The 25,184-nt window shown below is 67.8% G+C and carries 29 protein-coding genes and 1 tRNA gene; 15 read left to right on the forward strand and 15 right to left on the reverse strand.

What is annotated here, in order from left to right; all coding sequences use genetic code 11:
* The first annotated feature begins 10 nt into the window (after nucleotides 1-10).
* From MTAB308_RS18070 to MTAB308_RS18090, 5 genes are all read left to right on the forward strand, one after another.
* Complete coding sequence (locus tag MTAB308_RS18070; RefSeq protein WP_077100985.1) at nucleotides 11-961, forward strand: SRPBCC family protein; 951 nt, start codon at nucleotides 11-13, stop codon at nucleotides 959-961.
* Nucleotides 958-2,127 (forward strand): zinc-dependent alcohol dehydrogenase, encoded by a 1,170-nt coding sequence (locus MTAB308_RS18075; RefSeq protein ID WP_077100987.1) that lies wholly within the window; start codon nucleotides 958-960, stop codon nucleotides 2,125-2,127. The genes MTAB308_RS18070 and MTAB308_RS18075 overlap by 4 nt, the downstream gene beginning before the upstream one ends.
* A 13-nt stretch (nucleotides 2,128-2,140) precedes the next feature.
* Complete coding sequence (locus tag MTAB308_RS18080; RefSeq protein ID WP_077100989.1) at nucleotides 2,141-2,695, forward strand: type 1 glutamine amidotransferase domain-containing protein; 555 nt, start codon at nucleotides 2,141-2,143, stop codon at nucleotides 2,693-2,695.
* A gap of 110 nt (nucleotides 2,696-2,805) precedes the next feature.
* Nucleotides 2,806-3,489, forward strand: a complete 684-nt coding sequence (locus tag MTAB308_RS18085; protein ID WP_077104493.1) for a HemK2/MTQ2 family protein methyltransferase — start codon at nucleotides 2,806-2,808, stop codon at nucleotides 3,487-3,489.
* The gene (locus tag MTAB308_RS18090) at nucleotides 3,486-3,761 is read left to right on the forward strand and encodes a CDGSH iron-sulfur domain-containing protein (protein ID WP_077100991.1); all 276 of its coding nucleotides are present in this window, start codon (nucleotides 3,486-3,488) and stop codon (nucleotides 3,759-3,761) included. Before MTAB308_RS18085 ends, MTAB308_RS18090 begins: the two co-directional genes overlap by 4 nt.
* Here the strand turns inward: MTAB308_RS18090 and MTAB308_RS18095 are convergent.
* Genes MTAB308_RS18095 through MTAB308_RS18120 form a run of 6 tightly spaced genes read right to left on the reverse strand, consistent with a single transcriptional unit; the run spans nucleotide 3,703 to nucleotide 9,309 of the window.
* Nucleotides 3,703-4,728, reverse strand: a complete 1,026-nt coding sequence (locus MTAB308_RS18095) for an iron-containing redox enzyme family protein (RefSeq protein ID WP_077100993.1) — start codon at nucleotides 4,726-4,728, stop codon at nucleotides 3,703-3,705. The genes MTAB308_RS18090 and MTAB308_RS18095 overlap by 59 nt on opposite strands.
* A 43-nt stretch (nucleotides 4,729-4,771) precedes the next feature.
* Nucleotides 4,772-6,988 (reverse strand): SpoIIE family protein phosphatase, encoded by a 2,217-nt coding sequence (locus tag MTAB308_RS18100; protein WP_077100995.1) that lies wholly within the window; start codon nucleotides 6,986-6,988, stop codon nucleotides 4,772-4,774.
* A complete protein-coding gene (locus tag MTAB308_RS18105) occupies nucleotides 6,985-7,557 on the reverse strand; it encodes a SpoIIE family protein phosphatase (RefSeq protein WP_083746581.1) in 573 nt (190 codons plus the stop codon). Before MTAB308_RS18105 ends, MTAB308_RS18100 begins: the two co-directional genes overlap by 4 nt.
* A 46-nt stretch (nucleotides 7,558-7,603) precedes the next feature.
* The gene (locus MTAB308_RS18110) at nucleotides 7,604-8,014 is read right to left on the reverse strand and encodes an ATP-binding protein (protein ID WP_077104495.1); all 411 of its coding nucleotides are present in this window, start codon (nucleotides 8,012-8,014) and stop codon (nucleotides 7,604-7,606) included.
* Nucleotides 8,004-8,393 (reverse strand): STAS domain-containing protein, encoded by a 390-nt coding sequence (locus tag MTAB308_RS18115; RefSeq protein WP_066916656.1) that lies wholly within the window; start codon nucleotides 8,391-8,393, stop codon nucleotides 8,004-8,006. Before MTAB308_RS18115 ends, MTAB308_RS18110 begins: the two co-directional genes overlap by 11 nt.
* Before the next feature lie 22 nt (nucleotides 8,394-8,415).
* A complete protein-coding gene (locus MTAB308_RS18120) occupies nucleotides 8,416-9,309 on the reverse strand; it encodes an STAS domain-containing protein (RefSeq protein WP_077100999.1) in 894 nt (297 codons plus the stop codon).
* 151 nt (nucleotides 9,310-9,460) lie between these two features.
* On the opposite strand from MTAB308_RS18120, the gene MTAB308_RS18125 reads away from it, so the two are divergent.
* Both MTAB308_RS18125 and MTAB308_RS18130 read left to right on the forward strand, forming a co-directional pair.
* Nucleotides 9,461-9,829 carry an STAS domain-containing protein gene (locus tag MTAB308_RS18125; protein WP_108637348.1) on the forward strand — a complete coding sequence of 123 codons (369 nt, stop codon included), beginning with the start codon at nucleotides 9,461-9,463 and terminating at the stop codon, nucleotides 9,827-9,829.
* Between the two features lie 57 nt (nucleotides 9,830-9,886).
* Nucleotides 9,887-10,387: a DUF6328 family protein gene (locus MTAB308_RS18130; protein WP_077101001.1), complete on the forward strand. Its 501-nt coding sequence runs from the start codon at nucleotides 9,887-9,889 to the stop codon at nucleotides 10,385-10,387.
* Here MTAB308_RS18130 and MTAB308_RS18135 read toward each other — a convergent pair.
* Entirely contained in the window at nucleotides 10,361-11,074 is a 714-nt protein-coding gene (locus MTAB308_RS18135; RefSeq protein ID WP_077101003.1) for an HAD family hydrolase, read from the reverse strand. The two genes, MTAB308_RS18130 and MTAB308_RS18135, sit on opposite strands and share 27 nt — an antisense overlap.
* 248 nt (nucleotides 11,075-11,322) lie before the next feature.
* Here MTAB308_RS18135 and MTAB308_RS28950 point away from each other — a divergent pair, with 248 nt between their 5' ends.
* From MTAB308_RS28950 to MTAB308_RS18150, 4 genes are all read left to right on the forward strand, one after another.
* The gene (locus MTAB308_RS28950) at nucleotides 11,323-11,595 is read left to right on the forward strand and encodes a hypothetical protein (RefSeq protein WP_077101005.1); all 273 of its coding nucleotides are present in this window, start codon (nucleotides 11,323-11,325) and stop codon (nucleotides 11,593-11,595) included.
* 149 nt (nucleotides 11,596-11,744) lie between these two features.
* Complete coding sequence (locus MTAB308_RS18140) at nucleotides 11,745-12,047, forward strand: DUF4193 domain-containing protein (protein WP_077104499.1); 303 nt, start codon at nucleotides 11,745-11,747, stop codon at nucleotides 12,045-12,047.
* A gap of 58 nt (nucleotides 12,048-12,105) precedes the next feature.
* Nucleotides 12,106-13,479, forward strand: coding sequence for a cytochrome P450 (locus MTAB308_RS18145; protein ID WP_108637349.1), 1,374 nt, complete (start codon nucleotides 12,106-12,108; stop codon nucleotides 13,477-13,479).
* Nucleotides 13,480-13,578: 99 nt separating this feature from the next.
* Nucleotides 13,579-14,169 carry a restriction endonuclease gene (locus MTAB308_RS18150; RefSeq protein ID WP_077101008.1) on the forward strand — a complete coding sequence of 197 codons (591 nt, stop codon included), beginning with the start codon at nucleotides 13,579-13,581 and terminating at the stop codon, nucleotides 14,167-14,169.
* Between the two features lie 131 nt (nucleotides 14,170-14,300).
* Here MTAB308_RS18150 and MTAB308_RS18155 read toward each other — a convergent pair.
* From MTAB308_RS18155 to ponA2, 4 genes are all read right to left on the reverse strand, one after another.
* Nucleotides 14,301-14,374, reverse strand: a tRNA-Pro gene (locus MTAB308_RS18155).
* 61 nt (nucleotides 14,375-14,435) lie between these two features.
* Nucleotides 14,436-15,542: an L-cysteine desulfhydrase Cds1 gene (cds1, locus tag MTAB308_RS18160; protein WP_077101010.1), complete on the reverse strand. Its 1,107-nt coding sequence runs from the start codon at nucleotides 15,540-15,542 to the stop codon at nucleotides 14,436-14,438.
* On the reverse strand, nucleotides 15,539-16,498 hold the full coding sequence (locus MTAB308_RS18165; protein WP_077101012.1) for a metallophosphoesterase: 960 nt from the start codon (nucleotides 16,496-16,498) through the stop codon (nucleotides 15,539-15,541). The genes cds1 and MTAB308_RS18165 overlap by 4 nt, the downstream gene beginning before the upstream one ends.
* Nucleotides 16,499-16,590: 92 nt before the next feature.
* A complete protein-coding gene (gene ponA2 / locus MTAB308_RS18170; protein ID WP_077101014.1) occupies nucleotides 16,591-18,981 on the reverse strand; it encodes a transglycosylase/D,D-transpeptidase PonA2 in 2,391 nt (796 codons plus the stop codon).
* Between the two features lie 361 nt (nucleotides 18,982-19,342).
* Between ponA2 and MTAB308_RS18175 the strand changes: the two genes are divergently transcribed.
* Nucleotides 19,343-19,693, forward strand: coding sequence for a WhiB family transcriptional regulator (locus tag MTAB308_RS18175; protein WP_066916639.1), 351 nt, complete (start codon nucleotides 19,343-19,345; stop codon nucleotides 19,691-19,693).
* A gap of 460 nt (nucleotides 19,694-20,153) precedes the next feature.
* Here MTAB308_RS18175 and bagB read toward each other — a convergent pair whose 3' ends face one another.
* Together bagB and bagA are read right to left on the reverse strand one after the other, a co-directional pair.
* Nucleotides 20,154-21,308 carry an ATPase BagB gene (bagB, locus tag MTAB308_RS18180; RefSeq protein ID WP_077101016.1) on the reverse strand — a complete coding sequence of 385 codons (1,155 nt, stop codon included), beginning with the start codon at nucleotides 21,306-21,308 and terminating at the stop codon, nucleotides 20,154-20,156.
* Entirely contained in the window at nucleotides 21,305-22,330 is a 1,026-nt protein-coding gene (bagA, locus tag MTAB308_RS18185; RefSeq protein WP_066916635.1) for an ATPase BagA, read from the reverse strand. Before bagA ends, bagB begins: the two co-directional genes overlap by 4 nt.
* Nucleotides 22,331-22,404: 74 nt before the next feature.
* Here bagA and sp36 point away from each other — a divergent pair, with 74 nt between their 5' ends.
* Genes sp36 through MTAB308_RS18200 form a run of 3 tightly spaced genes read left to right on the forward strand, consistent with a single transcriptional unit; the run spans nucleotide 22,405 to nucleotide 23,823 of the window.
* The gene (gene sp36, locus MTAB308_RS18190) at nucleotides 22,405-22,566 is read left to right on the forward strand and encodes a Sp36 family protein (protein ID WP_007166633.1); all 162 of its coding nucleotides are present in this window, start codon (nucleotides 22,405-22,407) and stop codon (nucleotides 22,564-22,566) included.
* A 2-nt stretch (nucleotides 22,567-22,568) separates the two neighbouring features.
* Nucleotides 22,569-23,024 carry a RidA family protein gene (locus MTAB308_RS18195; protein ID WP_077101018.1) on the forward strand — a complete coding sequence of 152 codons (456 nt, stop codon included), beginning with the start codon at nucleotides 22,569-22,571 and terminating at the stop codon, nucleotides 23,022-23,024.
* Between the two features lie 4 nt (nucleotides 23,025-23,028).
* A complete protein-coding gene (locus MTAB308_RS18200) occupies nucleotides 23,029-23,823 on the forward strand; it encodes an MBL fold metallo-hydrolase (RefSeq protein ID WP_077101020.1) in 795 nt (264 codons plus the stop codon).
* A 61-nt stretch (nucleotides 23,824-23,884) separates the two neighbouring features.
* On the opposite strand, the gene crp is transcribed toward MTAB308_RS18200, so the two are convergent.
* Together crp and MTAB308_RS18210 are read right to left on the reverse strand one after the other, a co-directional pair.
* The gene (gene crp / locus MTAB308_RS18205) at nucleotides 23,885-24,559 is read right to left on the reverse strand and encodes a cAMP-activated global transcriptional regulator CRP (RefSeq protein WP_003877056.1); all 675 of its coding nucleotides are present in this window, start codon (nucleotides 24,557-24,559) and stop codon (nucleotides 23,885-23,887) included.
* Nucleotides 24,560-24,656: 97 nt separating this feature from the next.
* Entirely contained in the window at nucleotides 24,657-25,040 is a 384-nt protein-coding gene (locus MTAB308_RS18210) for a hypothetical protein (protein WP_077101023.1), read from the reverse strand.
* Nucleotides 25,041-25,184: the final 144 nt, after the last annotated feature.

A 25,184-nucleotide genomic window follows, 5' to 3' on the forward strand; every position in this document is an offset into this window, starting at 1 on the left:
GGAGTCGACGATGAATGATCAATCCGGCAACACCACCGCGCCGCTGGTGCGGGCGCTCGCCGGTGCCAGCTTCGGGCTGGGTTTCGCCGAGCTGATGGCGCCCCGGAAAGTTGCTGCGGTTGCGGGGGTGGACGACACGCGCCTGTCCCGCCGGGTCATCCGCGCGTTGGGTGCGCGCGAATGCGGCCACGGCACGGCGCTGTTGGCCGGTTCCGACAAGCTGGTCTGGACGCGGGTGGCCGGCGACGTCTTGGACGTGACGCTGCTGTTGGCCGGCGTGGCGGCCCGCGGCCGCGGCCGGCGGCGCCGGGGCGCGTTATCGGCCGCCGTCCTCGGCGGCATCGGCGCGGTCGACCTCTACGTGGCGCTGGGTGCCACCCGCGATGGCGGCGCCCGACACGCCAGCGGTGCCCCGCGCCGCACCCTGCGCGCCGCGGTCACCGTGCGCCGCCCACCCGAGGACGTCTACCGCTTCTGGCGCGACCTGGAGAACCTGCCCAGCTTCATGCACCACCTGCGGTCGGTCACCGTCGGCCCCGACGGCCGGTCCCATTGGGTCGCCAGCGCGCCCGTCGGCCAGCCGGTGCAGTGGGACGCCCAGATCACCGAAGACCAGCCCAACGAGCGGGTCGCCTGGCAGTCGCTGCCCGGCTCGGCGATCGACAACGGGGGCAGCGTCGAATTCACGCCCGCGAGCAACGGCGCCGGGACCGAGGTCCGGGTCCGGATGGGCTACCAGATGCCGGGCGGCGTCATCGGCAAGGCCGCCGCGAGCCTGTTCGGCGAGTCGCCCGACCAACAGGTCAACGACGATCTCCGCCGGTTCAAGCAGATCCTCGAGACCGGCCAGGTGCTGCGGTCGGACGGCTCCCCGGAGGGCACCGTCGCGGCCCGACAGTTGCGTCAGCAGCCCGCTCAGCCCAACGGTGACAAGGGCACCAGCAAAGGAGCCACCGCATGAGAGCCACCGTCTGGGCGGGACGCAACAGCGTTGAGGTGCAATCGGTTCCGGACCCGAAGATCCTCAACGATCGCGACGCCATCGTGCGGGTCAGCTCGACGGCGATCTGCGGATCGGACCTGCACCTCTACGACGGCTACATCCCGACGGTGAAGCGCGGGGACGTGCTGGGCCACGAGTTCATGGGCGAGGTCGTCGAGGTCGGCAAGGCGGTGAACAACCTCGCCGTCGGCGATCGGGTGGTGGTGCCGTTCCCGATCGCATGCGGGTCGTGCTCGGCCTGTGAACGCGACCTGTACTCGCTGTGCGAGAACTCCAACCCGAACGCCGGCATCGCGGAGAAGTTCATGGGCCATTCGCCGGCGGGATTGTTCGGCTATTCGCACATGCTTGGTGGATTCGCCGGCGGCCAAGCCGAATACGCCCGCGTGCCCTTCGCCGACGTGGGGCCGCTCAAGGTCGACGACGACCTCACCGACGATCAGGTGTTGTTCCTGTCGGACATCTTGCCAACCGGCTATATGGGTGCGGAGATGTGCGACATCCAGCCGGGCCAGGTCGTCGCGGTCTGGGGTGCCGGACCCGTCGGCCTGTTCGCGATGATGAGCGCTTTCTTACTCGGTGCATCCAACGTCATTGCCATCGACCGGGTACCGTATCGCCTGGCGTTGGCCGAGAAGATCGGCGCCACACCGGTCAACTTCTCCGAAACGTCGGTGCTCGGGGAGCTTCAGGACATCACCGCCGGACGGGGACCGGACCACTGCATCGACGCGGTCGGCATGGAAGCCCGTAACGGGTCTGCCCCGGTGGACGCCTACGACCGCGTCAAGCAGGCGATGCGCCTGGAAACCGAACGCCCGCATGCACTTCGGGAAGCGGCGATGAGTTGCCGAAACGGCGGCACCATTTCGATCGTCGGTGTCTACGGCGGGCTGATGGACAAGTTTCCCATCGGCGCGGTCATGAATCGGTCGCTGACCATCAAGACCGGGCAGTGCCACGTGCAGCGTTACATGCGCCCGCTGCTGGAGCGGATCCGCCGCGGAGACATCGACCCGACCATGATCATCACCCACCATTTGGGACTCGATGAGGCGCCGCACGGCTACGAGATCTTCAAGCACAAGCAGGACGGCTGCACGAAAGTCGTCCTCCACCCATGAAGGAGGTACCGCGATGTCAAATGAGTTGCGAGGGGTGAAGGTTGCCATCCTGGCGGCCGACGGCGTTGAGAAGGTCGAACTCGAGCAGCCGCGCTCGGCCGTCGAAGAGGCCGGCGGCCAGGTCGAGGTGTTGTCGCTGAAGCCAGGCGAAATCCAGGCGCGCAACCACGATCTCGAGCCGGCCGGGACCTTCGCGGTCGACCGCGCCGTGTCGGACGCGTCGGTGGGCGAGTTCGACGGCCTCGTGCTGCCGGGCGGCACGGTGAATCCGGACAAGCTGCGCATCGACGAGGCCGCGGTCTCGTTCGTCCGCGACTTCGTCACATCCGGAAAGCCGGTCGCCGCGATCTGTCACGGACCGTGGACGCTCGTGGAGGCGGGTGTGGCCGTGGGTCGGACGCTGACGTCGTACCCCAGCATCCGCACCGACCTGCGGAATGCGGGAGCGCATGTGGTGGACGAAGAGGTTGCTGTCGACGGCAATCTGATCACCAGTCGCTCACCGTCGGACCTTCCGGCGTTTTGCGAGACGATCATCAAGCAATTCGCGCGCGCGTCGACGGGATAGCCGAACCGAAATCGTTCCGCACCGTTTTAACCACCGCTGTTGGGGGAATCACACAGGTCAAGGCCGTGATCGGAACGGCGCTCTTTTCCAGGCTGACCGAAAGGCCCACTTTGACAACCACCTATCCCGAGCCCGCCATTTCGGTTGCGCACAACGTGTATCAGCCGCAAGAAGATTCCCGATTGCTGGTCGACGCGATGCACCATTCCGCGCTGATTCCGGGGCGGCGGGTGCTCGATCTCTGCACGGGCAGCGGGTTCGTCGCGATCGCCGCGGCCGAAATGGGCTGTGCCAGCGTTACTGCGTTCGACATCTGCCCGCACGCGGTGCGGTGCTGCGGGGACAATGCTGCGCTAGCGGGCGCCGCGGTGGATGTCCGTGAGGGATCGTGGCTGGACGCCGTCGACCTCGCGCCGTTCGACGTGGTGGTGGCCAACCCGCCGTACGTACCGACGCCTCCCGGCGACGACTCCGGATCGATCGGCGCCGGCCCGTCAGTGGCCTGGAACGCGGGGTCCGATGGGCGGCTGATCCTGGATCCCTTGTGCGAGGCGGCGCCGAAGCTGCTGTGCGACGGGGGATCGCTGCTGCTCGTGCATTCCGCGATCGCCGGGGTCCAGCAATCGCTGGACCGGTTGAAGTGGGCCGGGATGGAGGGTGAAGTGATTGCCTCCAAGTGGATCCCGTTCGGCCCCGTCATGTCGGCGCGGGCGAAGTGGTTGGAGGACACGGGCCGGATCCCGCGCGGCCGCCGTGAGGAGGAGCTCGTCGTGATCCGGGCGGAGAAGCCGTGACGACGACGCGCGTACAGGTGGTCAAGGGAGGACCCGTGCTGGTCTCCGGACCGGTGCGCATCGAGATGCCCGACGGCGGCGTGGTCGAGTCCGACCGGTTCATGGTGGCGATCTGCACCTGCCGGCGCAGCGAGGCATATCCGTTGTGTGACACCAGCCATCGGCGTTGCCGTCGCACCGGGAAACGGGCGGGCGCGGAAGGCTCCCGAAAGGCTATGGCCAATCCAGCGGCCGCCGCAACGACGTCTGACCCCGCTGCCACGACTCCATAAGCCTGTCCGCCAAGCGGTTTTCGACCGCTGCGTGTGCCCGCATCCCGAATACGACATCGGGGTCCAGGTGCGGCTCCCGGGCGACGAGATCGCCGACGACGTCGATGCGCACCACCTGCTCGTGTACCGCGTCGGCTTCGACATGCTCGCTGTAGAAACCGATGCACGCCGACGGCGCCCCCATCCGCTGCAGGGCCTGCACCATCCGTCGGGATCCCGGCGGGGAGGTGATCTCCGTCGAGGCGAAGTGCCCCACCGCGGCGCCCCGGCGCGAGCGGTGCAGCCCGAACAGTGACATGAGATTGACCACCGCCAACGACTCGGCGGGCACGGCGTCGAGGTAACCGAGATACGTCGAATCCAGCTCGGCGGCCACCAACAGATCGGCGAAGAGTTGCTGGTGCAGGCGCGGCCCCCGACCGGCGCCGTATTCGTCGAACTCGACGGCCACGAACGCCGCCTTGGCGGTCCCCATCAGCCGCGGGATCGCGAAGGCGTGCGGATCGCCCTCCTTCAGGTGATACAGCGACCGGTGCGCGAAGTACTCGCGCATCTGCTCCCAGCTCCCCGAGTCGCGCAGGTAGTACGACGGACCGGTCCCGTCGGTGGGCTCGATGGAGATCGCCTCCATCTCGGCGGCCGCCGTGTGCCCGGGTTCGATGGGGCCGACGTCGCGTCGCACGCCGGCCAAAAAGACGCGTTCGAGTTGGGCGCGCAAGTGCAGCAACCCAGGGTTCCACTCCCAGGCGGGGTCGACGCCCGCGAATCCCCGATAGTGCAGTTCGTAGCACATGCACAGCGCCAGCTGCAGATCCAGGCCGTAGGGATCGGAGTCCCGGACGGACGCACCGATGCGTGTGAGGTGATCGTGCGAGGGCGGCCCGACCAGCGCATGCCGGACGGCGGTCGACAGCGGCCCGTGGACCGCGGGCAGGGCGGGTTCCACCGGGATTGATGTGCGGGTCACGCCGATGACTACCCGTCAACGGGCCGGGGCAAACGGTGGTGCGTCACTGCCCCACTTCGGGAACGCGGAAGGTGATCTCGACGGCGGTGCCCGTCGGGGCGCTTTGCAGGTCCATCGCCTCACTGAGCGCGCGCATCAACACCAGCCCGCGTCCGCTGTTGCCTGGGTCGGCGGCCGGTGGTTTCCACGAACCCGTGTCGGAGATCCTGGTTCGGACCCGGCCGGCGGTGACTTCGGCTTCGAGCAGCATGGTCCCGATGCGGTGTCCGCGGTAAGCATGCTCGACGCAGTTGGTGCACGCCTCGTTGACGACCAGCACGATGTCGGCCGCCACCGCCTCCGGGACATTGGCGGTGCGCAGCCAGGCCGCCAGCCGATGCCGGATGTCGACCAGCTGCCCGGCGAAGGCCTCGCTTTCGATGCGGAGCTGCGTCGGGAGATGCCGGTACATCACCATCGCGACGTCATCGTCATACCCCGACGCCGGGGCGAGCGCGCCGACTACCGCCTCCGGGGCCCGTTCCAGGGGAAGCTGGGCCGTCTCGAGCAAAACGTCCGCGGCACGGGCGATTCCGATGTCAATCGACTCGTGTTTGCGCTCGACCAGGCCGTCGGTGTAGAGCATCAAAGTCGAGCCCGGTGGCAGCACCCGGGACGCCTGGGGTCGCGGTTCGTCCCGCCGGACCGCCAGTGGCACCGACGCGGCATCGGTCAGCACGCTGGTGTTCGCCGGTGCAGGGCCCGCGACCATTGCGGGCATGTGCCCGGCATTGCTGTATTCCAGCACTCCGGTTTCGGTGTCCAGGATCGCCAGAAAGACCGTGGTGCAGTACGCATTCGGGATGAGCGACGCCGCCAAGTCAAGCTGCTCGAGCAGCAGCGCCGGTTGAGCGCCGTTAATCAACAGCGCCCGCGCCGAGCTGCGCAGCTGGCCCATGGTCGCGGCCGCCTGCAGGCCACGGCCGACGCAGTCGCCGACGACGATGCCGATGCGGTTGTCGCCGATGGGCAGCACGTCATACCAGTCGCCCCCGATCTCCAGGGGCGGCACCGCGGGTTCGTAGCACACCGCGAAGCCGGGAGGCGTCTGCACCGTGGGCAGCATCGCGCGCTGCAGCGTCAGCGAGGTTTCGCGGGCACTCTCGAACTGACGCACGTGCTGCATGGCCAGGCTGAGGTGGCCGATGAGCACCGTGATCAGGAGCCGATCTTCGGCGCTGACCCAGCGGGGGGAACGAAGCTCCAACCACAACGCCAAGTCCCCGGCATTGGACAGCACTGCCACCAATCCCTGTGCCTTGCCGGGATTGTCGGGCCTGTCGACGGTCTTCGCGGTCAGCGGCAGCTGGTTGCGGGCGTCCTGGAAAGTGCTACGCAACCAGGGATCCATTCCGCGCCAGGATGTTTCGGGCGGCCCGCCCGCCACCTGGACGTCCGGTTCGCCGCCGCCGCTGGGCCACGACACGGCGATCACGCGTTGGACGTCGATCGCCGCCCGGCACTCGTCCAGGGTGATCGCCAGCAGCTCGGCGACGCTCTTGGCCACCGCCACCGCCGTCGCCAGTCGCAGGACCGCGCTCTCCCGCGCGGCGAATGCCCGCTCCGCCGTGATGTCGCGAATCGTTCCCACGTAGACGTCTCGATCGCTGCCGGCCTCATTGACCGCGTTGATGCTCACCATCACCCAAGCCAGATGGCCGTCCCGGTGCCGGATCGGGGTTTCGTACTCGGCGCTGCCGTTGCTGCGGACCAGGGATTGTTGTTCCCGGGCGGTCTTCTTGTCGACCAGCCAGGGGTGGGGCCAGCGGTAGGGCAGGCCCGAGGCGGGATAACCCAGGATCTCGATGAAGGCCTTGTTCATCTCGATCACCGAGCCTTCGTGGTCGGCGACGAAGAAGCCCTCCTGTAGCGAATTCACCAGGGCGGTGCGGAATTTGTCGCGATCGGCCAGACCCTCGGCGCGGGCCCGCTCGCGCGATAAGAGCTTGGTGCCGTCGAGGAATCCCCGGGTCGCCACGTCCAGCGGCGCCAACGTCTGCAACAGAAATTCCAAAGCGACGGGCGCGGCGATTCGCGCGTCGTCGAATAGATCGAAGACCAGTTGCACATGGTGCTCGATGATTTCGAGCATGCTGATTTGCTCTTGCAGGGCGCGGCGTCCGAGCTCATGCCCCACGCTCAGGCTGTCCTCGTCCCGGGTGTCGAGGTAGGCGCGCAGGGCGGCCGCATATGCGGCGAGAAATTCCTGGTTGGTGCTCATGTCGACACCCCCCGATGACGCGCGGCGAGCACCATGGCATCGTCGGTTTCCTTGGCGTGCTTGCTGAGCAGATCTTCGGCGATTGTCACGGAGTGAGCCGCAAAGTCGATGTGCTCCAAGTAATCCTCGCCGATGCCGTCGGTGCTGATCACCAGCAGGTCACCGGGCCGGATCGAAAGCGTCTGGGCGGGCCTGATTTCCGGTATGCGGTAGCCGACGATTCCGGCGCTGAGGCGGGCGCTGGATCGGACCTCGACGCCGGTCGGGGCCTTGGCCACCAGATCGGCGGTGACGTTGCCCACGCCCGTCCACGCCAGCGTATTCGTGGCAAAATCGATCCGCGCCAACGTCATTGCGACTCCGCGGCTGCCGGTCAGCACGCGATGGCACAGCTGGATCAGCACCTCGAGCCGCTCGGAGCTTGCGCGCTTGACCGCATCGACGGCGCGCAGCGCGGCGGTCGCGGCGTCCGGACCATGGCCGAGCCCGTCCACCACGCCGAACAGCGCGGCGGCGCCGTCCAGATCCACCGCGATGCCCCGGTCGCCGGACGTGAACTCGCTGGGCATCGGGCGACCCGCCCTTGCCCACTCGATCGGCCCGAAGCGACCGTCCTCATGCACGCGCGGGAACCCACTTCCACATCTCGATGACGGTCCCGTGGCCCAGTGTCGAGTCGATGATCAACCGGTCCATCAGCCGCCGCGCTCCGGGCAGGCCCAGCCCCAATCCGCGACCGGTCGAATAGCCGTCCTCCAGCGCGCGCTCGATGTCGGCGATGCCGGGTCCGTCGTCCTCGGCGCGCACCACCAGCGCCTTGCGGCCGTCCCGGTCGGCCACCCAGAGATGAACCGTGCCCCGACCCGCGTAGCTGGTGATGTTGCGGGCGACTTCGGAGATGGCCGTTGCGACCATGGTGACGTCGGTCAGCGAGAATCCGAGATTGAGGGCGAGCTCATGTCCGGCTCTGCGGGCGGCGACGATGTCGTCGGAATTGTTGATGTCGACGACAACGTCAGCCGCCACCATCGCGCCCGATCGTCGATTTCCCCAGCCCCAGTTGCCGGTTCAATAGGGCGAGGCCCTCTTCCAAATCCAGCGCGGTGTTCATGTCGTCGAACGCCAACCCGAGTTGGACCATCGCGAACGCGACCTCTGGCTGCAGGCCCACGATGACGGTGTCCGCGCCCCGCAATCGGGTCATGTGCGCGATGGTTCGCAGCGATCGGGCGGCGAACGAGTCCATTACGTCGATGGCGGTGACGTCGACGATGATGCCCTGCGCGCGAAACCTGCTGACCCGCTCCATGAGGTCGAGCCGCAGCCGCTCGGTCTCGGAATCGGTCAGGGCGGACTGCACCGTGGCGATCAGGATCGCGCCCTGTTTCAGGATGGGGACTGGCATGGGGTGCTCGTGCTAATGGTGTCTACCCGGTGGTCTCGCCGGTGCGGGTGACCTCGTAGCCCAGCAGGCGTTCGGCCTCTTCGATACCGCCCTGCAGGTCGCCGACGGCGTTCATCTTGGACAGGTCCAGCCCGATCGTCACCAGGGTCAGGGCGATTTCCGAGGACAGGCCGGTGATGATCACGCTCGCACCCATCAGGCCCGACGCGTCGACCGTCTGCACCAGGTGGTTGGCCACCGTGGAGTCGATCGTGGGCACACCGGTGATGTCGATGACGACGACCTTCGCGCGGTTGGCGCGGATGGCTCTCAGCAGCTGTTCGGTGACCTGGCGGGCGCGCTGACTGTCCAGCACGCCGATGATCGGCAGAATCAGCAACTGCTCGCGCACCTGCAGCACCGGTGTCGACAGCTCGCGGATCGCTTCCTGCTGCTGCCGGATGATGCGCTCGCGCTCCTGCACGAAGCTGACGCCCACGGTGTTGGCGATGCGGTTGGCCGCCGGCTCGTAAGCGTCGAGCACCCGGTTGAGCATCTCGAAATCGGTCTGGTACTTCTCGAACAGCGAGCGCGCGAGCACGTCGCGCAGCAGCAGGACGATTCCCAGCACCTCGTCGGTCTCCACGCCGCGGGGGATGATGCGTTCCGACAGGTCGCGCGCGTAGGCCTGCAGGGCCTCGACGCTGCCGGTCTCGAGCACCTCGACGTAGTTGTCGTAAACGGCGGTGGCCTCGGAGAAGAGCTCCTCGGGGGTCATCGCGGTGAGCAGCTGCGCCTCGGTGATCCTGCGGGCCCACTCCTCGCGCAACACGGTGCGGTTCTGGCGCAGGTGCTGGACCAGCTGGGGCAGCAGGCCTTCGCTGACTGTCTGCGCGGCGGTGGTGGTGCTTCCGAACTCCGACGACGAATCTGACATCTAGCCTCCCGTTGCCGCGTCGCGCTCAGCAGTGCCTATGGGGAGACTAGTCTGGGTTATCGCGTCGCAAGTGTCGAGGGCATATTCTTCTCGCAGTTCGCCCCGCAGGTTACGCTTGCACCACACTTACGCCCGGGACAAAGGATCGCCATTGTCAGCTCCTGATTCGATTACCACGCTGGTCACCGACCACGACGGTGTGTCAGTGGTCAGCGTCAGCGGCGAAATCGATCTGGTCACCGCCCCGGCGCTCGAACAGGCCATCGGCGCGGTGGTCGCCGACGCCCCGACGGCACTGGTCATCGACCTTTCCGCGGTGGAGTTTCTCGGCTCGGTGGGTTTGAAGATCCTCGCCGCGACCTACGAAAAGCTGGGCAAATCCACCGAGTTCGGTGTGGTGGCCCGGGGGCCGGCGACCAGGCGGCCGATACACCTGACCGGCCTGGACAAAACCTTCCCGTTGTACCCGACGCTGGACGACGCGTTGACCGCCGTCCGGGACGGCAACCTCAACCGCTGAAGATAGGCCACCGCGAGCCTTTCTTACTTCGCGGCCGTCGGTGCGAGGATCACCACCATGGACGTCGATCACCCCGAGGACGACCAGCAGTGGGACCGCAACGAGCGCGGCGAGACCGAAATTGAACGGCTGGACCGCAATTGGAACAGCCTGCTGCAGGAGCTGCGCGTGGTGCAGACCGGGGTGCAGCTGCTCACCGGCTTCCTGTTGACGCTGCCATTCCAGCAGCGCTTCGACGTCCTCAGCGACCAGATGCGGTTGGTGTACCTGGGGACGGTCGCGTGTTCGGTCGGCGCAACGGTGCTGCTGGTCGCCCCGGTCGGCATTCACCGGCTGCTGTTCCGGCGGCACCGCCTCCAAGTCCTGGTGTCGGCCGCGCACCGTTGCGCCTATGCGGGGTTGGCGCTGCTCGGCTTGGCGCTGACGGGGGTGACCGTGATCGTTTTTGCCTCGGTGGCCGGAAACCGGACGGCGTTGATAGCGGGAGCCTGTGCGCTGGCGCTGTTTACGTGCTTTTGGTGGGTATTGCCGCTACTGCTGCGAACCCGCGGTATGTAACTCGGCGATGCGGGTGGACCCCCAGTGATCGAGGAGGTCCTGCGGATCCGCGAAAATCGGCGACGCGCCGGCGGCCTCCAATTCGGCTGAGGAGATGCCGCCGCTCAGCACCCCGATGCACGGCACTCCCGCGGCCGCGGCGGCGTGCGCGTCCCACACGGCGTCGCCGACGAACACCGCGTGGTCGGCGCCCACCCCGGCCCGGTCCAGCGCGACCTGCACGATGCCGGGTTCGGGTTTGGCCGTGTCGACATCGCCCGACGACGTCGTCTCGGCGATGACGTCGTCGCAGTCGAGCGCCTTGAGCAGCGCCTCGAGTTCGTCGTCGGGCGCCGAGCTGGCGAGCACCACTTGCAGTCCGAGGCCGGCGACGTGCCGCAGCAACTCGCGGGCGCCGGGCAGCGGTGCCAACAGCGGTAGGAGGTCGCGGTAGTACCGGCTGTGGCCGTCGCTGAGCCGTTCCCGAACGTCGTCCGGCGCGTCATCGGACAGGGTGCGGACCAACTTGTCGCCGTCCATGCCGATGCAACGGTGCATCTTCCACGCGGCGACCGGCAGTTTTTCGTCATCGAAGGCGCGCTGCCAGGCATAGACGTGCAGATAGTTGGAATCGACGAGGGTTCCGTCGACGTCGAACAGGACGGCGGGGGTGCCCTGAAGGCGCCCCGCCGGCTTCGCGGTTGTCATGTGCGCGGCATACCCGCGCCGAGGCGTGCCGACACGTCGCTCGGGGCCGTCGCGTCGCGGGTACCCTTCGAGCGATCCCGTCGCGGCGGCGCGCCGTACGAAAGACGTTGGCGGACAGCATGTCTCCGGTTGGCCAGCGGGCACGCCGCTCCGAGCTGCGTTGGCACGTCACGAATTCGGGCCGGCTCGCGCCCCCAGCCGAGGTACCCAGAGGTTTAAATTTCGGCCTGACCGGGTAAAACCTCAGCATGCTCGACACGTCCGACAGGCTGCACGCCGGAATCGATTTCGGCGTTCCCGGCCGGGTGGCCGCGGCGCTCTGGGCGCTGGGTGTGCTGGCCGGCGTGCTGGCGCTGCTGACGGGGCACGCCGGGTTGGCCATCGCGGGGCTGGTATTGGCCGTCGCGTCGCCATGGTTCGGGCTGGCCTATGTGTCGCACAACCACCGTCGGCCCGACGAATCCGCTTGGGCCGCCAGTTCAGCGCCGGTCGTCAGCGGGCCGATAAGCCTACGCAGCTGAACTTATCGACGCCGAGACGCGTCTATTGTCATGCCCGCAAAATTTTTGGGCCCGATTAGGTGTGGCGCAGGCCCGATCGGGGTATCGACTCAGCCACGGGTGAGTACAGGCAAGTGCGGGAACCCGTCATCCAGCAGGAAGGAACGCCCATGGCGACCGCAAGCGATTACGACGCACGCCGTGTAGCCGATGTCGAGACCCAGGACCCGTCCCCGCTCCGCGAGCTGGCCACCACTCTGCCCGCCTCGTCCACCGCGGTTGTCGACGAGGATCCCAACGACGTTCTCTTCTTCGAGCTGCCGGGCGCGGACCTGTCGAGCGAAGAGCTGTCGGTGACGGTGATTCCCCAGCGGGCCGACGAGTTCACTTGCTCGAGCTGCTTTCTAGTGCAACACCGCAGCCGGATGCGTACCTCGGGTTCGGGGCTTCCCGTCTGTGCCGACTGCGCCTGACGCCCGGGCCTGCCACGCACCTTGACCCGAGCCGAGGCGCCGTGTTTGTGTCGTCAACGTGGCAGCCTCCGCGATTCGTCCGGACGGTAAGCCGGACGCCTTGAGCCCCCCGCCGGGCCTGCCCGCTCCGCGTGCGCTTCGCTCGGCTTTCGCCGCCGCGTACGCGGTCGCGTACCTCGTGGGCGGCGAGCGCCGGATGCTGAGGGTCATCCGCCGCTACGGGCCCATCATGACCATGCCCATTCTCAGCCTGGGCAACGTCGCGATCGTGTCCGACCCGGATCTGGTCAAGCAGGTGTTCACCGCGCCGGCGGACGTGCTGCTCGGCGGCGAGGGCGTGGGTCCCGCGTCCGCCATCTACGGGTCGGGATCGATGTTCGTGCAGGAGGAGCCGGAGCATCTGCGGCGCCGCAAACTGCTGACACCCCCGCTGCACGGTGCCGCGCTGAGCAGCTACGTGCCGATCATGGAGAACTGCGCACGAACGGCGATGCACGGCTGGCCCGTGGACCGTCCGTTCGAGATGCTCAAGGCGGCGCGGGCGCTGACGCTGGACGTGATCGTCAGGGTCATCTTCGGCGTCGACGATCCCGACGAGGTTCGGTGCCTGGGCCGGCCCTTCGAGGGCCTGCTGAACCTCGGTGTCTCAGAGCAATTGACGCTGCGCTATGCGCTGCGCCATCTCGGCGCGTTGCGGGTGTGGCCGCAGCGCGCCCGCGCCCACCGGGAGATCGACGACGTCGTCATGCCCCTCATCGCGCGGCGCCGCAACGACCCCCACCTCAGCGAGCAGCTCGACATTCTCGCGTTGCTGATGTGCGCCCGCGGCGAAGACGGAGAAAGGCTGTCCGACAGCGAGATTCGTGACGATCTGATCACCCTGATGCTGGCCGGGCACGAAACCACCGCTACCACGCTGGCGTGGGCCTTCGACCTGCTGTTGCATCACCCCGAGGCGCTACGACGCGTGCAAGCCGAAGCGCTGAGTGGGGAGGAGGCTTTCACCACCGCGGTGATCCACGAGACACTGCGGGTACGGCCGCCCGCGCCGTTCACGGCTCGCGTTGCGGCACAACCATTTCCGATCGGCGGCTACCTCGTCGACGCCGGCACGCGTATCGTCGTTCACATCATCGCGATAAACCGCAACCCGGTCACCTACGAGCACCCGAACGAGTTCCGGCCGGAGAGGTTCTTGGGCAGCCGGCCCGAGACGTACGCGTGGGTGCCGTTCGGGGGCGGGGTGAAACGCTGCCTGGGGGCGGCGTTCTCGCTGCGGGAGTTGATCACCGTGCTGCACACGCTGCTGCGCGAGGGCGAGTTCAGCGCCGTCGACGACGAGCCCGAAAGGATCGTGCGGCGCTCCATCATGCTGGCGCCGCGCCACGGCACCCGGGTGCGGATGCGCCCGATCCAGGCGGGTGCGCGATAGCCGGACCGGTCGTCCCGCACCCGCGCCTGCGCCTGCGCCGAAATGTCGCACCCATCCGCTAGGTTCGTCGGCGAGTGCATGCCGTCACCGTGAGGAGTCATGGAGAAGATACTCGGGTCCTTCCTGCTGGTGGGGTTGGCTCTGCCTTGGTTTTTCACTCAGCGCGCGACCGGCAGTGTGGTCGCGGGATTCTCGGCGGGACTGGGCGGCCTCGTCTTCACGGTGGTCGCCCTGCTGTGGCTCGGTGTGCAGCGCGACCGCTATCGGACCGGGCGGCAGCGCCGGCGTGACCTGCGGTACGCGATGTCGGACCTCGCGGCCGTCGATGACATGTCGGGGGTCGAGTTCGAAGAGTTTGTCGCGGCGCAGCTTCGGACCGTGGGGTGGGGCGTCACCCACACCGCCAGCACCGGAGACTACGGCGTGGACCTGGTCGCCCAGAAGGACGGCACCCGCATGGCGGTCCAGTGCAAACGGCAGGCGAAGGCGGTCGGTGTGGCCGCCGTCCAACAGGTCGTCTCCGGCGCTCGCCAGCATGGCTGCAACCGGGCGGTCGTGGTGACCAATCGGGCGTTCACCAAAGCGGCCCGCCAGCTGGCGGCCACCCATCGATGCGGCCTCGTCGGGCGCGAGCAACTGCACATCTGGGCGCGGGCCGAAATCGACGCCGGCGCGAAGAAGTACGAGTAGGCGCGGCCACGGCACGTTCGACAGCGCGCGTCCTCGGAAGCGTCGGCAGCAGCGATCGGCCCAATTCCTCGGCGTCAGTGTCGTGCGGGCCGCCGAGACCACCGCCGCCATCGCGGAGATACTCGACTGAGTCGGGGTGGCGGGATTCGAACCCACGGCCTCTTCGTCCCGAACGAAGCGCGCTACCAAGCTGCGCCACACCCCGCTTGAAGCCACGACAGCCTATCGCACCGGCCCGCCGACTGACCAAACCGCAGGCCGCCGCGCTAGCTCCACGCGCAGGTGCGCTCGAATTCGACCAGCGCCTCCGCCGGGCCGCTCGGGTCGAGCCCCTGCGCGGCGACCCACTCGTCGCTGAAATAGGTGTCGGCGTAGCGGTCGCCGCTGTCGGCGAGCAGGGTGACCACCGACCCGCTGCGGCCCTGCGCGACCATCTCGGCGATCAGCCCGAAACAGCCCCACAGGTTGGTGCCCGTCGACGGCCCCACCCGGCGGCCGAGCACGGCGCTGACGTGGCGGGCCGCGGCGATCGACGCCGCGTCGGGCACCGCGACCATGCGGTCGACCACGCCGGGCAGAAATGACGGCTCGACCCGCGGCCGGCCGATGCCCTCGATCCGCGAGGACGTCGGCATCACGACGTCGTCGCGCTCCTCGGCGTAGGCGGGAAAGAACGCGGAGTTCTCCGGGTCCACGACGCACAGCCGGGTCGCGTGCCGTCGGTAGCGGATATAGCGGCCGATCGTCGCACTGGTCCCGCCGGTGCCCGCGCCGACCACGATCCACTCCGGGACGGGGTATCGCTCCTCGCCCATCTGCTCGAAGATCGACTCCGCGATGTTGTTGTTCCCGCGCCAGTCGGTGGCGCGCTCGGCGTTGGTGAACTGGTCGAGGTAGTGCCCGCCGGTGTCGTGGGCGACCCGCTCGGCCTCGGCGTACACCTGACTCGAATCCGTCACGAAATGGCAACGGCCGCCCTGTGATTCGATCAGCGCCACCTTTGCAGCGCTGGTCGATGCCGGCATCACGGCGACGAACGGCAGCCCCAGCAGGGCCGCGAAATAGGCCTCCGACACCGCCGTCGACCCCGACGACGCCTCGACAACCGTGGTGCCCTCGCCGATCCACCCGTTGCACACCGCATACAGGAACAGCGAGCGCGCCAGCCGGTGCTTGAGGCTGCCGGTGATATGCGTGCTCTCGTCCTTGAGGTACAGCGCGATGTCGACGCCCGTGTCCCAGGCCGAGGGTAGCGGGTAGCGGAGCAGGTGGGTATCGGCGCTACGCCGGGCGTCGGCCTGGATCAGCCGGATCGCGTTGTCCGTCCAGTCTCGTGGCAGGGAGCGAACCGCGATCCGCGCCCGATCGCTCAACGCACCGAAGCTGTTGGCTGCGAACGGCTCAGGTCACTGGTGGCATCGCGGTCGCCCATCGCCGTGGCGATCAGCGTCAGCAGCATCGCCTCGGGCCTGCAGCAGAATCGCACCGGCGCGAACGGGGAGGTGCCGATGCCGGCGGACACGTGCAATTGCATGTTGGCGCCCCACCGGGACGGTCCCTTCGCGCGGGAGCGGTCCAGGCCACTGTTGGTCACCAGGGCGCCGTAGAACGGCAGGCAGAGCTGCCCGCCGTGGGTATGCCCCGCCATCACCAACTGGTAGCCGTCGGCGGCGAAGCGGTCCAGCACCCGCGGCTCGGGGGAATGGGTCAGCCCCAGTCGGAGGTTCGCGGCCGGGCTGGCAGGGCCGGCGATCGTGTCGTAGCGGTCCCGGTCAATGTGCGGGTCGTCGACGCCGGCGGCGGCGATGTGCAGGCCGGCCACCTCGAACTCGCGACGGGTGTGGGTGAGGTCGAGCCAGCCGCGCTCGGTGAACGCCGCCCGCAGGTCCTGCCAGGGCAACGGCTCGCCACGGACCCGATGCGACGGGTTGGTGAGGTAGTTCAACGGGTTCTTCAGGCGCGGCCCGAAGTAGTCGTTGCTGCCGAAGACGAAGACGCCGGGCCGCGACAGCAGGTCGCCGAGGGTCTGCACCACCGCGGGCACCGCCTTGGGGTGCGCCAGGTTGTCGCCGGTGTTGACCACCAGGTCGGGCTCCCAGGCGGCCAGCTCGCGGAGCCAGGCCTGTTTGCGGCGCTGGTTGGGCAGCATGTGGAGGTCGCTGATGTGCAGCACTCGCAGCGGCGTGGATCCCGGCGACAGGACGGGCATGGTGATCTCGCGCAGCACGAATGCATTGCGCTCGACGAACGCGGCATAGCCGATGCCGGCCACGGTCGAGCCGAGCGCGACCGCGCCGGTGCGCATCAGGACGGGCATAACTGAAGCCATGCAGGCAGCCTACTGCCGGTTGGCTTCTGGTCGCGTGTAGCTTGCGCCAACGGGGGCCGCGCGCCTAGGGGGGCGGCCCCCGTTGGCGCAAGCTACACCGGGATCGTGATGGGCGGCAGACCGGGGATCTCGACGACCTGCGATCCGATCGGCACCGGCGCACCCTCGGGCGGCGGAGGCGGCGCCGGAGGGATGCCGTTGCTGACCTGGATCGTGACGATCGAGCCCGGAATCGTTTGGCCGCTCGGCGTCGTTCCGACCACCTCGCCCGCCTTCGCGCTGCTGTTGACCGAGTTCGTTTGGTCGGCGACCTGGAAGCCGGCGTCCTTGAGGCGCTGGCGGGCCATGTCGACCTCCAGGCCGGTGACGGCCGGCACCCGGGAACCGGGGGAGCCGTCGACGTAGCGCGGGTCGGTCGGCGGCAACGCCACCGGCCCGAAGTTGGTGGCGATCGGCTTCATCGCCGTGAACCAGGTACGCGCCGGCTCGTTACCGCCGTACAGGTCACCCTCGCTGCAGTGGCGCAGCGGGGAGGAGCACAGGTCGGTCGGGTTGGGAGAGTCGTCATAGATGTAGTTCGCCGCCGCGTAGTGGCTCGTGAAACCCACGAAGCCGGACGACCTGTGGGCCTCGGTGGTCCCCGTCTTACCCGACACCGGCAGGTCCCAGCCCGCCGCCCCGGCCGAACCGGCCGCCGTGCCGCTGCCCACCGCGTCCTTGCTCATCGCGTTGGCCATGGTGTTGGCCAGACCCTCGGGCACCACCTGATCGCAGGTCTCGGTGGTCACCGAGACCTCGTTGCCGTTGCGGTCGATCAGCTTGTCGATCGGGTTCGGCGGGCACCACACCCCGCCGGACGCCAACGTCGCGGCGACATTGGACAACTCCAGCGCGTTCACCTCGATCGGGCCGAGGGTGAACGAGCCGATGTTCTGCCGCTTGACGAAATCCGCCAAGCTCTCGTTGCTGTCCCGGTTGTAGTCGCGGGCCGTGCCGGGGTCTGCGTAGGAGCGCAGCCCGAGCTTGATCGCCATGTCGACCGTGCGGGTGACGCCGACCTGCTGGATCAGCTTGGCGAACGCGGTGTTGGGCGAGGTGGCCAGGGCATCGGTGACGTTCATCGAGCCCCGGTAGTTGCCCGCATTGACCACGCACCAGGTGTCCTTGGGGCAGCCCTTGGCCCCGCCGCTGCCCATGCCCTTGGCCTGGAACCTGCCCGGAACCTCGAGGGTGGCGTTGATGCCCATGCCCATGTCCAGCGCGGCGGCGGTCGTGAAGATCTTGAAGACCGACCCCGCGCCGTCTCCGACGAGGGAGAAGGGCTGCGGTCGCATCGTTTCGCCGGCCTCGGTGTCCAGCCCGTACTTGCGGTTACTCGCCATGGCCATGACGTGGTGGGAGGTCTTGCCGGGCTCGATCACGCTCATCACGCTTGAGATGCCCTGCAGGTTGGGGCTGGCGAACTTGTCGATGGCCGCCTTGACCGGGATCTGCACGTCCGGGTCCAGCGTGGTGCGGATCAGGTAGCCGCCCCGAGCCACCTGTTCCTTACTAATCCCCGCGCGCGAGAGGTACTCCTGGACGTAGTCGCAGAAAAAGGCGCGGTCGCCGGCCGCGATGCAGCCGCGGGGCAGCTCATTGGGTTGCGGCAGTACGCCCAGCGGCGTGGCCTTGGCGGCGCGCAGGGCGTCGGCCTCCTGCGGCAGGTTCTCGATCATCGTGTCCAAGACCAGGTTCCGCCTGGCCAGCGCGCCGTCGGGGTTGGTGTACGGGTTCAGCGCGCTGGTGGACTGCACCATGCCCGCCAGCAGCGCCGCCTGCTGCCAGTTCAGGTCCGACGCGTTGATGCCGAAGTAGGTCTGCGCCGCGTCCTGCACGCCGAACGAGCCGTTTCCGAACGAGACCAGATTGAGGTACCGGGTCAAGATCTCGGGCTTGGTGAACGTCTTGTCCAGCGTCAGCGCCATCCGGATTTCGCGCAGCTTGCGCGCCGGGGTGGTCTCGACGGCCGCGCGCTTCTCGGCGTCGGTCTGAGCGGTCACCAGCAGTTGGTAGTTCTTCACGTACTGCTGCTCGATGGTCGAGCCGCCGCGGGTGTCGACGTCGCCGGACGCGTAGCCCGCAAGCCCGGTCAGGGTGCCCTTCCAGTCCACCCCGTTGTGGTCGGCGAACCGCTTGTCCTCGATCGAGACGATCGCCAGCTTCATGGTGTTGGCGATCTTGTCGGTGGGCACCTCGAACCGGCGCTGCGAATACAGCCAGGCGATGACGTTGCCCTTCTTGTCGACCATCGTCGATACCGCCGGCACCTCGCCCTGTAGCAGCTGCGCCGAGCCGTTGGCGACCACCTCGGAGGCCCGGTTGGACATCAGCCCGACGCCGCCGACGAGCGGAAACATCAGCGCGGTGGCGACGACGCTGGCCAACAAGCAGCACCCCGCGAGCTTGACAATCGTGAGCGCGGCCGGGGGGCGGTCTGACATGCGTTCCAGGGTAGCGGCCCCTGATCAGCCGGCCACGCCACGAGGTGACCAAGGCCTCTCCCGCACGGTGACCAGCGAACTTACGCTCGGGTTTGGCAGAAAATTTGCGCCGCCGTCACAGCTCATCCACCGGCACGAAGTGCGCGGTCGGTTTGGCGGGCTTATCCTTTCCGACAAGACTGCACGCGCGTCCCAAAAAAACCGTTATCAGACTGTTGCGCAATTGCCACCTGACCACCTAACTTAGACACACGGTGAGATTCAGATAACACCGAACTGCATGGTGTGGCGTAGATCGCAAGCAGGGTCTGCACCTGAGGAGGGCGGCCGCGACGAGCGGTCGGAAGGAAGGGAACAGCTCGTGTCAGGTTCACGGCCGGCCGCGCGTAGAACAAACAATGCGGCTGCACAGGGGGTTCTGCGCAGTGTCGATGCCGAAGACCGGATCGCCTGGGTCTCAAGAGCGTTGTGTCGGACCACTGACCCCGATGAACTGTTTGTCCGGGGCGCCGCCCAGCGTAAGGCGGCGGTGATCTGCCGGCATTGCCCGGTAATGCAGGAGTGCGGGGCGGACGCGTTGGACAACAAGGTCGAGTTCGGAGTCTGGGGCGGCATGACCGAGCGCCAGCGGAGGGCTCTGCTCAAGCAGCACCCGGAGGTCATCTCCTGGTCGGACTTCTTCGAAAAGCGCCGCGGCCGCTCCGCCGGCTGACTCGATCGATTATTACGGCGCCGTTTCGCCACCGGCGGGGGAACCCGTCCAATGGTTTTGAAAATATCGGTTTTCATAATTACGTCATTGTTACGTCTCTAGTCGGCCGACCCGGCTGCACCATGTCTAATAGCGGGCTGACGTGTGTTGAATACGAGCTGGCTTGTGCCCAATAGGAATTCGACAGCAACGAAAGCGGGCTTTCCGGATAAGACTGGCTCGTGTCAAATAATGCGCAACGGGCACTTACTGGCGTGTGATAAATAGGATCAGCCACTCAGCGGATCGTCGCCGCCAATTGCCGAGCGTGAAGTGTGCGTAGCATTTTCGGCGTGTTCCGGCGTGAATTCACGCTCGGCAGCACGGGCCGTCCGGTTCTCCCCCGCAAGCGGGTGGTGACCCCACAGCGCCCGGCGGGGCGGGCCGCCTCGTCGCCGGCGGGGTTCGGATTCGCCGCTCCTCAGCGCCCCGCGGGGCGGGCCGCCTCGTCGCCGGCGGCGGTGATCTGGTCGGCGAGAGCGCGCAGCGCATCCAGGTCCGAAACGTCGAAGGGCAGCGACGGGACCCCGATGACCGGCACGTGCGGGTGGGCCCCGGTGAACCGGGAAAGCAGCCTGACCTCGCGTTTGGCGGTTTGCGCGCGGTCGGAGTGAATCCGCAGGACCGCGGCCGCCAGCGCGGCGGCCTCGGAGTCCAAGGCGTCCAACGTCTCGGTTCCGTCGATCGCCCGTTCGGCCGGCAGGGAACACAGTGTCGGGTGAGTGCGGTTCAAGACCAGCCCGGCCAGCGGCATGGCTTCCTGCGACAGTCGGTCGACGAAGAAGGCGGCCTCGCGCAGCGCGTCCGGCTCGGCGGCGGACACCACCACAAACTGAGTGCCGCGCCTTTTCAGCAGCGCGTAGGTGCGGTCGGCTTTCTCACGGAAGCCGCCGAAGGTGCCATCTAGCGACTGCACGAATGCGGCGGCGTCGCCCAGCATCTGCGAGCCGAGCACCGTCGACAGCGCCTTCATCGCCAAACCCATTGCGCCGGTGACCAATCGGCCGATGCCTCGTCCGGGCGCGAGCAGCAGCCGCCACAATCGGCTGTCCATGAAGCTGCCCAGTCGCTTGGGCGCATCCAAGAAGTCGAGCGCGTTGCGCGACGGGGGAGTGTCCACCACCACCAGGTCCCAGCGGTCCTGGCCCAACAGTTGGCCGAGCTTTTCCATCGCCATGTACTCTTGCGTGCCGGCCAGCGAGGTCGCGACGGTCTGATAGAACTGGTTGTCCAAGATCGCTTGTGCGCGACCGGATCCCGAGTACTGGACCACCATTTCGTCGAACGTGCGGCGCATGTCGAGCATCATTGCGTGCAGCTCGCCGGACACCTCGGGCGCCAGCGGCACCCGCTGCGGTGTGTTGCCGAGGTCGTTGACCCCGAGCGCTTGCGCCAGCCGCTTGGCCGGGTCGATCGTCAAAACGCAGACGGTGCGACCGTATTCGGCCGCGCGCAGCGCCATGGCCGCCGCGGTGGTGGTCTTGCCGACGCCGCCGGCCCCGCAGCACACGACCACCCGGTTGGCCCTGTCGGCCAGGATTGCTGCCATATCAAGGGCTGTCGGTGCGGTACTCATCGAACTCCCTGCTGCGCAAGCGATTCGGAAAGCTCATACAGGCTGCCGAGGTCGACTCCGTCGGAGATGGCCGGCAGTTCCAGCCGCGGCACCTTCAAGGCGTCGAGCTGCTGTGCGGTCTCGGCCCGCGCGGTGATCCGGGTCGCGTGCTCGATGGTTTCGGTCAGCAGGCCGGCGAAGTCGGTGTCGTTGAGCTTGATTCCGGCCATCTCCAGGCCGGCCCGCACCGAGTCCGCGTCCACGTCCCCTTCGGCCGCCTTGGCCAGGTCGCGCGGCTCCAGGAAGGAAGGGATGTTGCGGTTCACGATCACACTGCCGATCGGCAGCTCCATCTCGGCAAGCTCCTCGATGGCTTCCAGCGTCTCCTGCACGGGCAGCGCTTCGAGCAGTGTGACCAGATGGATGGCCGTCGCCTCCGAATGCAGCAGCTTCACCACGCCCTCGGCCTGCGAGAAAACGGGCCCGCCCTTGGCCAGGTCCTTCACCGCCTTGGTGACATCGAGGAAGCGGGCGATCCGGCCCGTCGGCGGCGCGTCGACGACGACCGCGTCGTAGACAGGGGTCTTGGACCCCTTGTTGAGGCGCACCACCGACTCCTTGATCTTGCCGGTGAGCAGCACGTCGCGCAGGCCCGGCGCGATCGTCGTCGCGAACTCGATGGCGCCGATGCGGCGCATCGCGCGGCCCGCGATGCCCAGGTTGTAGAACATGTCCAGGTATTCCAGGAACGCGGCCTCGATGTCGATCGCCAGCGCGTTGACCTCGCCGCCCCGCTCGGCTGTGGCGATCTTGAGTTCCTGATAGGGCAGGGGCGGCACGTCGAAAAGTTGCGCAATCCCTTGGCGCCCTTCGACTTCGACGAGCAGGACCTTGCGGCCTCCCGCCGCCAGCGTCAGTGCCAGCGCGGCCGCTACCGTCGACTTACCCGTCCCGCCTTTGCCGGTCACGAAATGCAAGCGGGCCTTCGACAGGCGCGATGGCCAGCCGACCGAACTGCCGCCGCTAGGAATGGATGCCACCATCGCATGCTAGCCCGACCGCCGCACGGCGCTTGGGCAGGCCAGAGCCGTTGAACGCCGACCGATAAGCTCGCGTCATGAGCCAACCCACCGCATGGGAATACGTCACGGTCCCACTGCTCACGCACGCGACCAAACAGATCCTCGACCAGTGGGGGGCCGACGGCTGGGAGCTGGTGTCCGTACTGCCCGGGCCCACCGGCGAGCAGCACGTCGCGTATTTGAAGCGCCCCAAATAGAGATGAGTGCTTCCGCCCGGCTGGAGCGGCTCGGGGTCGCGCTCCCGGAGGTGGCTGCGCCGCTGGCCTCGTACGTACCCGCGGTACGAACCGGCAACCTGGTCTACACCTCGGGTCAGCTGCCGATTCAGTCCGGACAGCTGGCGGGGACCGGCAAGGTCGGCGCCGAGGTCAGCCCCGAACAGGGCAGGGCGATGGCGCGGATCTGCGCCTTGAACGCGCTCGCGGCTGTGAATTCGCTGGTGGGCGTCGACGCCGTCGCCCGGGTGGTCAAGGTGGTCGGGTTCGTCGCCTCGGCTCCGGGTTTCAACGGCCAGCCAGGAGTCGTCAACGGCGCATCGGAGCTGCTCGCCGAGGTGTTCGGCGACGCGGGGGCGCACGCGCGTTCGGCGGTCGGCGTATCCGAGCTGCCGCTGGACGCGCCGGTGGAGGTGGAGCTGATCGTGGAGGTTGGCTGAGGCCGTGACCGAGGTTGCCGAGTCACTGACCCACCCCGCATACGGCAGGTTGCGGGCGGTCACCGACACCGTCTCGGTCCTGTTGGCCGACAACCCCGGCCTGCTGACGCTGGAGGGCACCAACACCTGGGTGCTGCGCGGCCCCGGCAGCGACGAGATGGTCGTCGTGGATCCCGGGCCGGAGGACGACGAGCACATCGAACGGGTCGCCGCCGCCGGTCGCATCTCCCTGGTGCTGATCAGTCACCGGCACGGCGACCACACCGACGGCATCGACAAGCTGGTCGAACGCACCGGTGCCACCGTCCGGTCGGCGGGCAGCGGGTTTCTGCGCGGCCTCGGCGGTGAGCTCGTCGATGGGGAAGTGATCGATGCGGCCGGCCTGAAGATCAAGGTGATGGCGACGCCCGGCCACACCGCCGACTCGCTGTCGTTCGTCCTGGACGACGCCGTGCTCACCGCGGACACCGTGCTGGGCCGCGGCACCACCGTCATCGACAAGGAGGACGGGAGTCTCGCCGACTACCTGGAATCGCTGCGGAGGCTACGCGGCCTGGGCCCGCGCACCGTGTTGCCCGGGCACGGGCCGGATTTGCCGAATCTGGAAGCCGTCGCGGCCGGATACCTGATGCACCGGCACGAACGTCTGGAGCAGGTGCGCGCGGCGTTGCGGCAACTCGGCGAGGATGCCAGCGCGCGCCAGGTCGTCGAACACGTCTACGTCGACGTCGACGAGAAGCTCTGGGACGCGGCCGAGTGGTCGGTTCAGGCGCAACTGGCCTACCTGCGTCGAGACTGAATTTCTGCAAGAAAGGTGCGAGTAGGGGCCTGCAAAATCACAGGCTCGGCGCGGGCCGCGGCTAACGAGCGCGCCTGGCCAGCCGTTCGGAGTCCGAAATCAGCACGCTCTTGCCCTCCAGCCGGATCCAGCCGCGGTGGGCGAAATCGGCCAGGGCTTTGTTCACAGTCTCCCGGGACGCGCCCACCAGCTGGGCGATCTCCTCCTGCGTCAGGTCGTGGGTGACCCGCATCGCGCCGCCCTCCTGGGTGCCGAAGCGCTGGGCCAGCTGCAGCAGCTGCTTGGCCACCCGGCCGGGCACGTCGGTGAAGATGAGGTCGGCGAGGTTGTTGTTGGTCCGGCGCAGGCGCCGGGCCAACACCCGCAGCAGCTGTTCCGCGATCTCCGGCCGGTCGGCGATCCAGGCCCGGAGCGCGTCGCGGTCCATCGACACCGCCCGCACCTCGGTAATGGTGGTGGCGCTGGAAGTCCGCGGGCCGGGGTCAAAGATCGACAACTCACCGAACATGTCCGACGGGCCCATGATCGTCAGCAGATTTTCCCGGCCATCGGGCGAACGCCGCCCGATTTTGACCTTCCCCGAGACGATGATGTACAGGCGATCCCCGGGCTCCCCTTCGGCGAAAACCGTGTGCCCGCGCGGGAAGTCGACGGGTTGCAATTGCTTGGTCAGCGCGGTGACCGCGCTGGGCTCAACCCCTTGGAAGATTCCTGCTCTTGCCAGGATCTCGTCCACGTTGCCTCTTCAGCTTTCCGATTATGTGTACGGGCAGGCCAACCCTGCTCGTGTGACGTAAGTCTAGAGGTAAGCGAATTGTGTCCAACGTGCCACGCTACACACGATTGACGTGTCGAGCCCCCCTAAATTGCGGATTGACATGCGAATGGGCTCCCACCCGCGTCGGCAATCCGGGCTCGTCGGGGGCGCCGAAGGCGATGGCAAACTCCGGCGCGGCGTGGCGGGGGCCGGCCGATTCCGGCCCGGCCGGCCGCAGCGCCTGGCGCCGATGCAGGTATTCCAGCGCCTCGGGCATGCCCTCACGGGCCAGCGTGTGCACATCGACGGCGTCCGCATGGTCGAGGAAGTCCTCGACGTCGCTCGTCGTGACGGTGTCGTGGGCGAGGTCGGACTCCAGCCGCCCCAGACCGAGCGCCACGAGCATGAGCAGCCCGGGAACGCACGCCACCAGCAACCATGACACAAGGAGAGTAAACATGGCTTAGGTCTCAGCCAGATCACGAAATCAGTACTCTGTCGTAGGTGACAGCGGCGAAGGCATCCGGGCGTTCGAAGCCCAAGCCGACCACGCAAGACGGTGCCGTCAACGGGCGGCGCAGGGCGCCGGAGACCCCGGAGACCC

Origin of the sequence: Mycobacterium terramassiliense, assembly GCF_900157385.1 — a bacterium.
Taxonomy (GTDB): domain Bacteria; phylum Actinomycetota; class Actinomycetes; order Mycobacteriales; family Mycobacteriaceae; genus Mycobacterium; species Mycobacterium terramassiliense.

Excerpts from the sequence above, each read along its gene's own strand:
- MTAB308_RS18070 (WP_077100985.1), top strand. The coding sequence starts at position 11 with ATGAATGATCAATCCGGCAACACCACCGCGCCGCTGGTGCGGGCGCTC.
- MTAB308_RS18075 (WP_077100987.1), top strand. The coding sequence starts at position 958 with ATGAGAGCCACCGTCTGGGCGGGACGCAACAGCGTTGAGGTGCAATCG.
- MTAB308_RS18080 (WP_077100989.1), top strand. The coding sequence starts at position 2,141 with ATGTCAAATGAGTTGCGAGGGGTGAAGGTTGCCATCCTGGCGGCCGAC.
- MTAB308_RS18100 (WP_077100995.1), bottom strand. The coding sequence starts at position 6,988 with ATGAGCACCAACCAGGAATTTCTCGCCGCATATGCGGCCGCCCTGCGC.
- MTAB308_RS18105 (WP_083746581.1), bottom strand. The coding sequence starts at position 7,557 with ATGCCCAGCGAGTTCACGTCCGGCGACCGGGGCATCGCGGTGGATCTG.
- MTAB308_RS18115 (WP_066916656.1), bottom strand. The coding sequence starts at position 8,393 with ATGCCAGTCCCCATCCTGAAACAGGGCGCGATCCTGATCGCCACGGTG.
- MTAB308_RS18120 (WP_077100999.1), bottom strand. The coding sequence starts at position 9,309 with ATGTCAGATTCGTCGTCGGAGTTCGGAAGCACCACCACCGCCGCGCAG.
- MTAB308_RS18130 (WP_077101001.1), top strand. The coding sequence starts at position 9,887 with ATGGACGTCGATCACCCCGAGGACGACCAGCAGTGGGACCGCAACGAG.
- MTAB308_RS18135 (WP_077101003.1), bottom strand. The coding sequence starts at position 11,074 with ATGACAACCGCGAAGCCGGCGGGGCGCCTTCAGGGCACCCCCGCCGTC.
- MTAB308_RS28950 (WP_077101005.1), top strand. The coding sequence starts at position 11,323 with ATGCTCGACACGTCCGACAGGCTGCACGCCGGAATCGATTTCGGCGTT.
- MTAB308_RS18140 (WP_077104499.1), top strand. The coding sequence starts at position 11,745 with ATGGCGACCGCAAGCGATTACGACGCACGCCGTGTAGCCGATGTCGAG.
- MTAB308_RS18150 (WP_077101008.1), top strand. The coding sequence starts at position 13,579 with ATGGAGAAGATACTCGGGTCCTTCCTGCTGGTGGGGTTGGCTCTGCCT.
- MTAB308_RS18165 (WP_077101012.1), bottom strand. The coding sequence starts at position 16,498 with ATGGCTTCAGTTATGCCCGTCCTGATGCGCACCGGCGCGGTCGCGCTC.
- ponA2 (WP_077101014.1), bottom strand. The coding sequence starts at position 18,981 with ATGTCAGACCGCCCCCCGGCCGCGCTCACGATTGTCAAGCTCGCGGGG.
- bagB (WP_077101016.1), bottom strand. The coding sequence starts at position 21,308 with ATGAGTACCGCACCGACAGCCCTTGATATGGCAGCAATCCTGGCCGAC.
- bagA (WP_066916635.1), bottom strand. The coding sequence starts at position 22,330 with ATGGTGGCATCCATTCCTAGCGGCGGCAGTTCGGTCGGCTGGCCATCG.
- sp36 (WP_007166633.1), top strand. The coding sequence starts at position 22,405 with ATGAGCCAACCCACCGCATGGGAATACGTCACGGTCCCACTGCTCACG.
- MTAB308_RS18195 (WP_077101018.1), top strand. The coding sequence starts at position 22,569 with ATGAGTGCTTCCGCCCGGCTGGAGCGGCTCGGGGTCGCGCTCCCGGAG.
- MTAB308_RS18210 (WP_077101023.1), bottom strand. The coding sequence starts at position 25,040 with ATGTTTACTCTCCTTGTGTCATGGTTGCTGGTGGCGTGCGTTCCCGGG.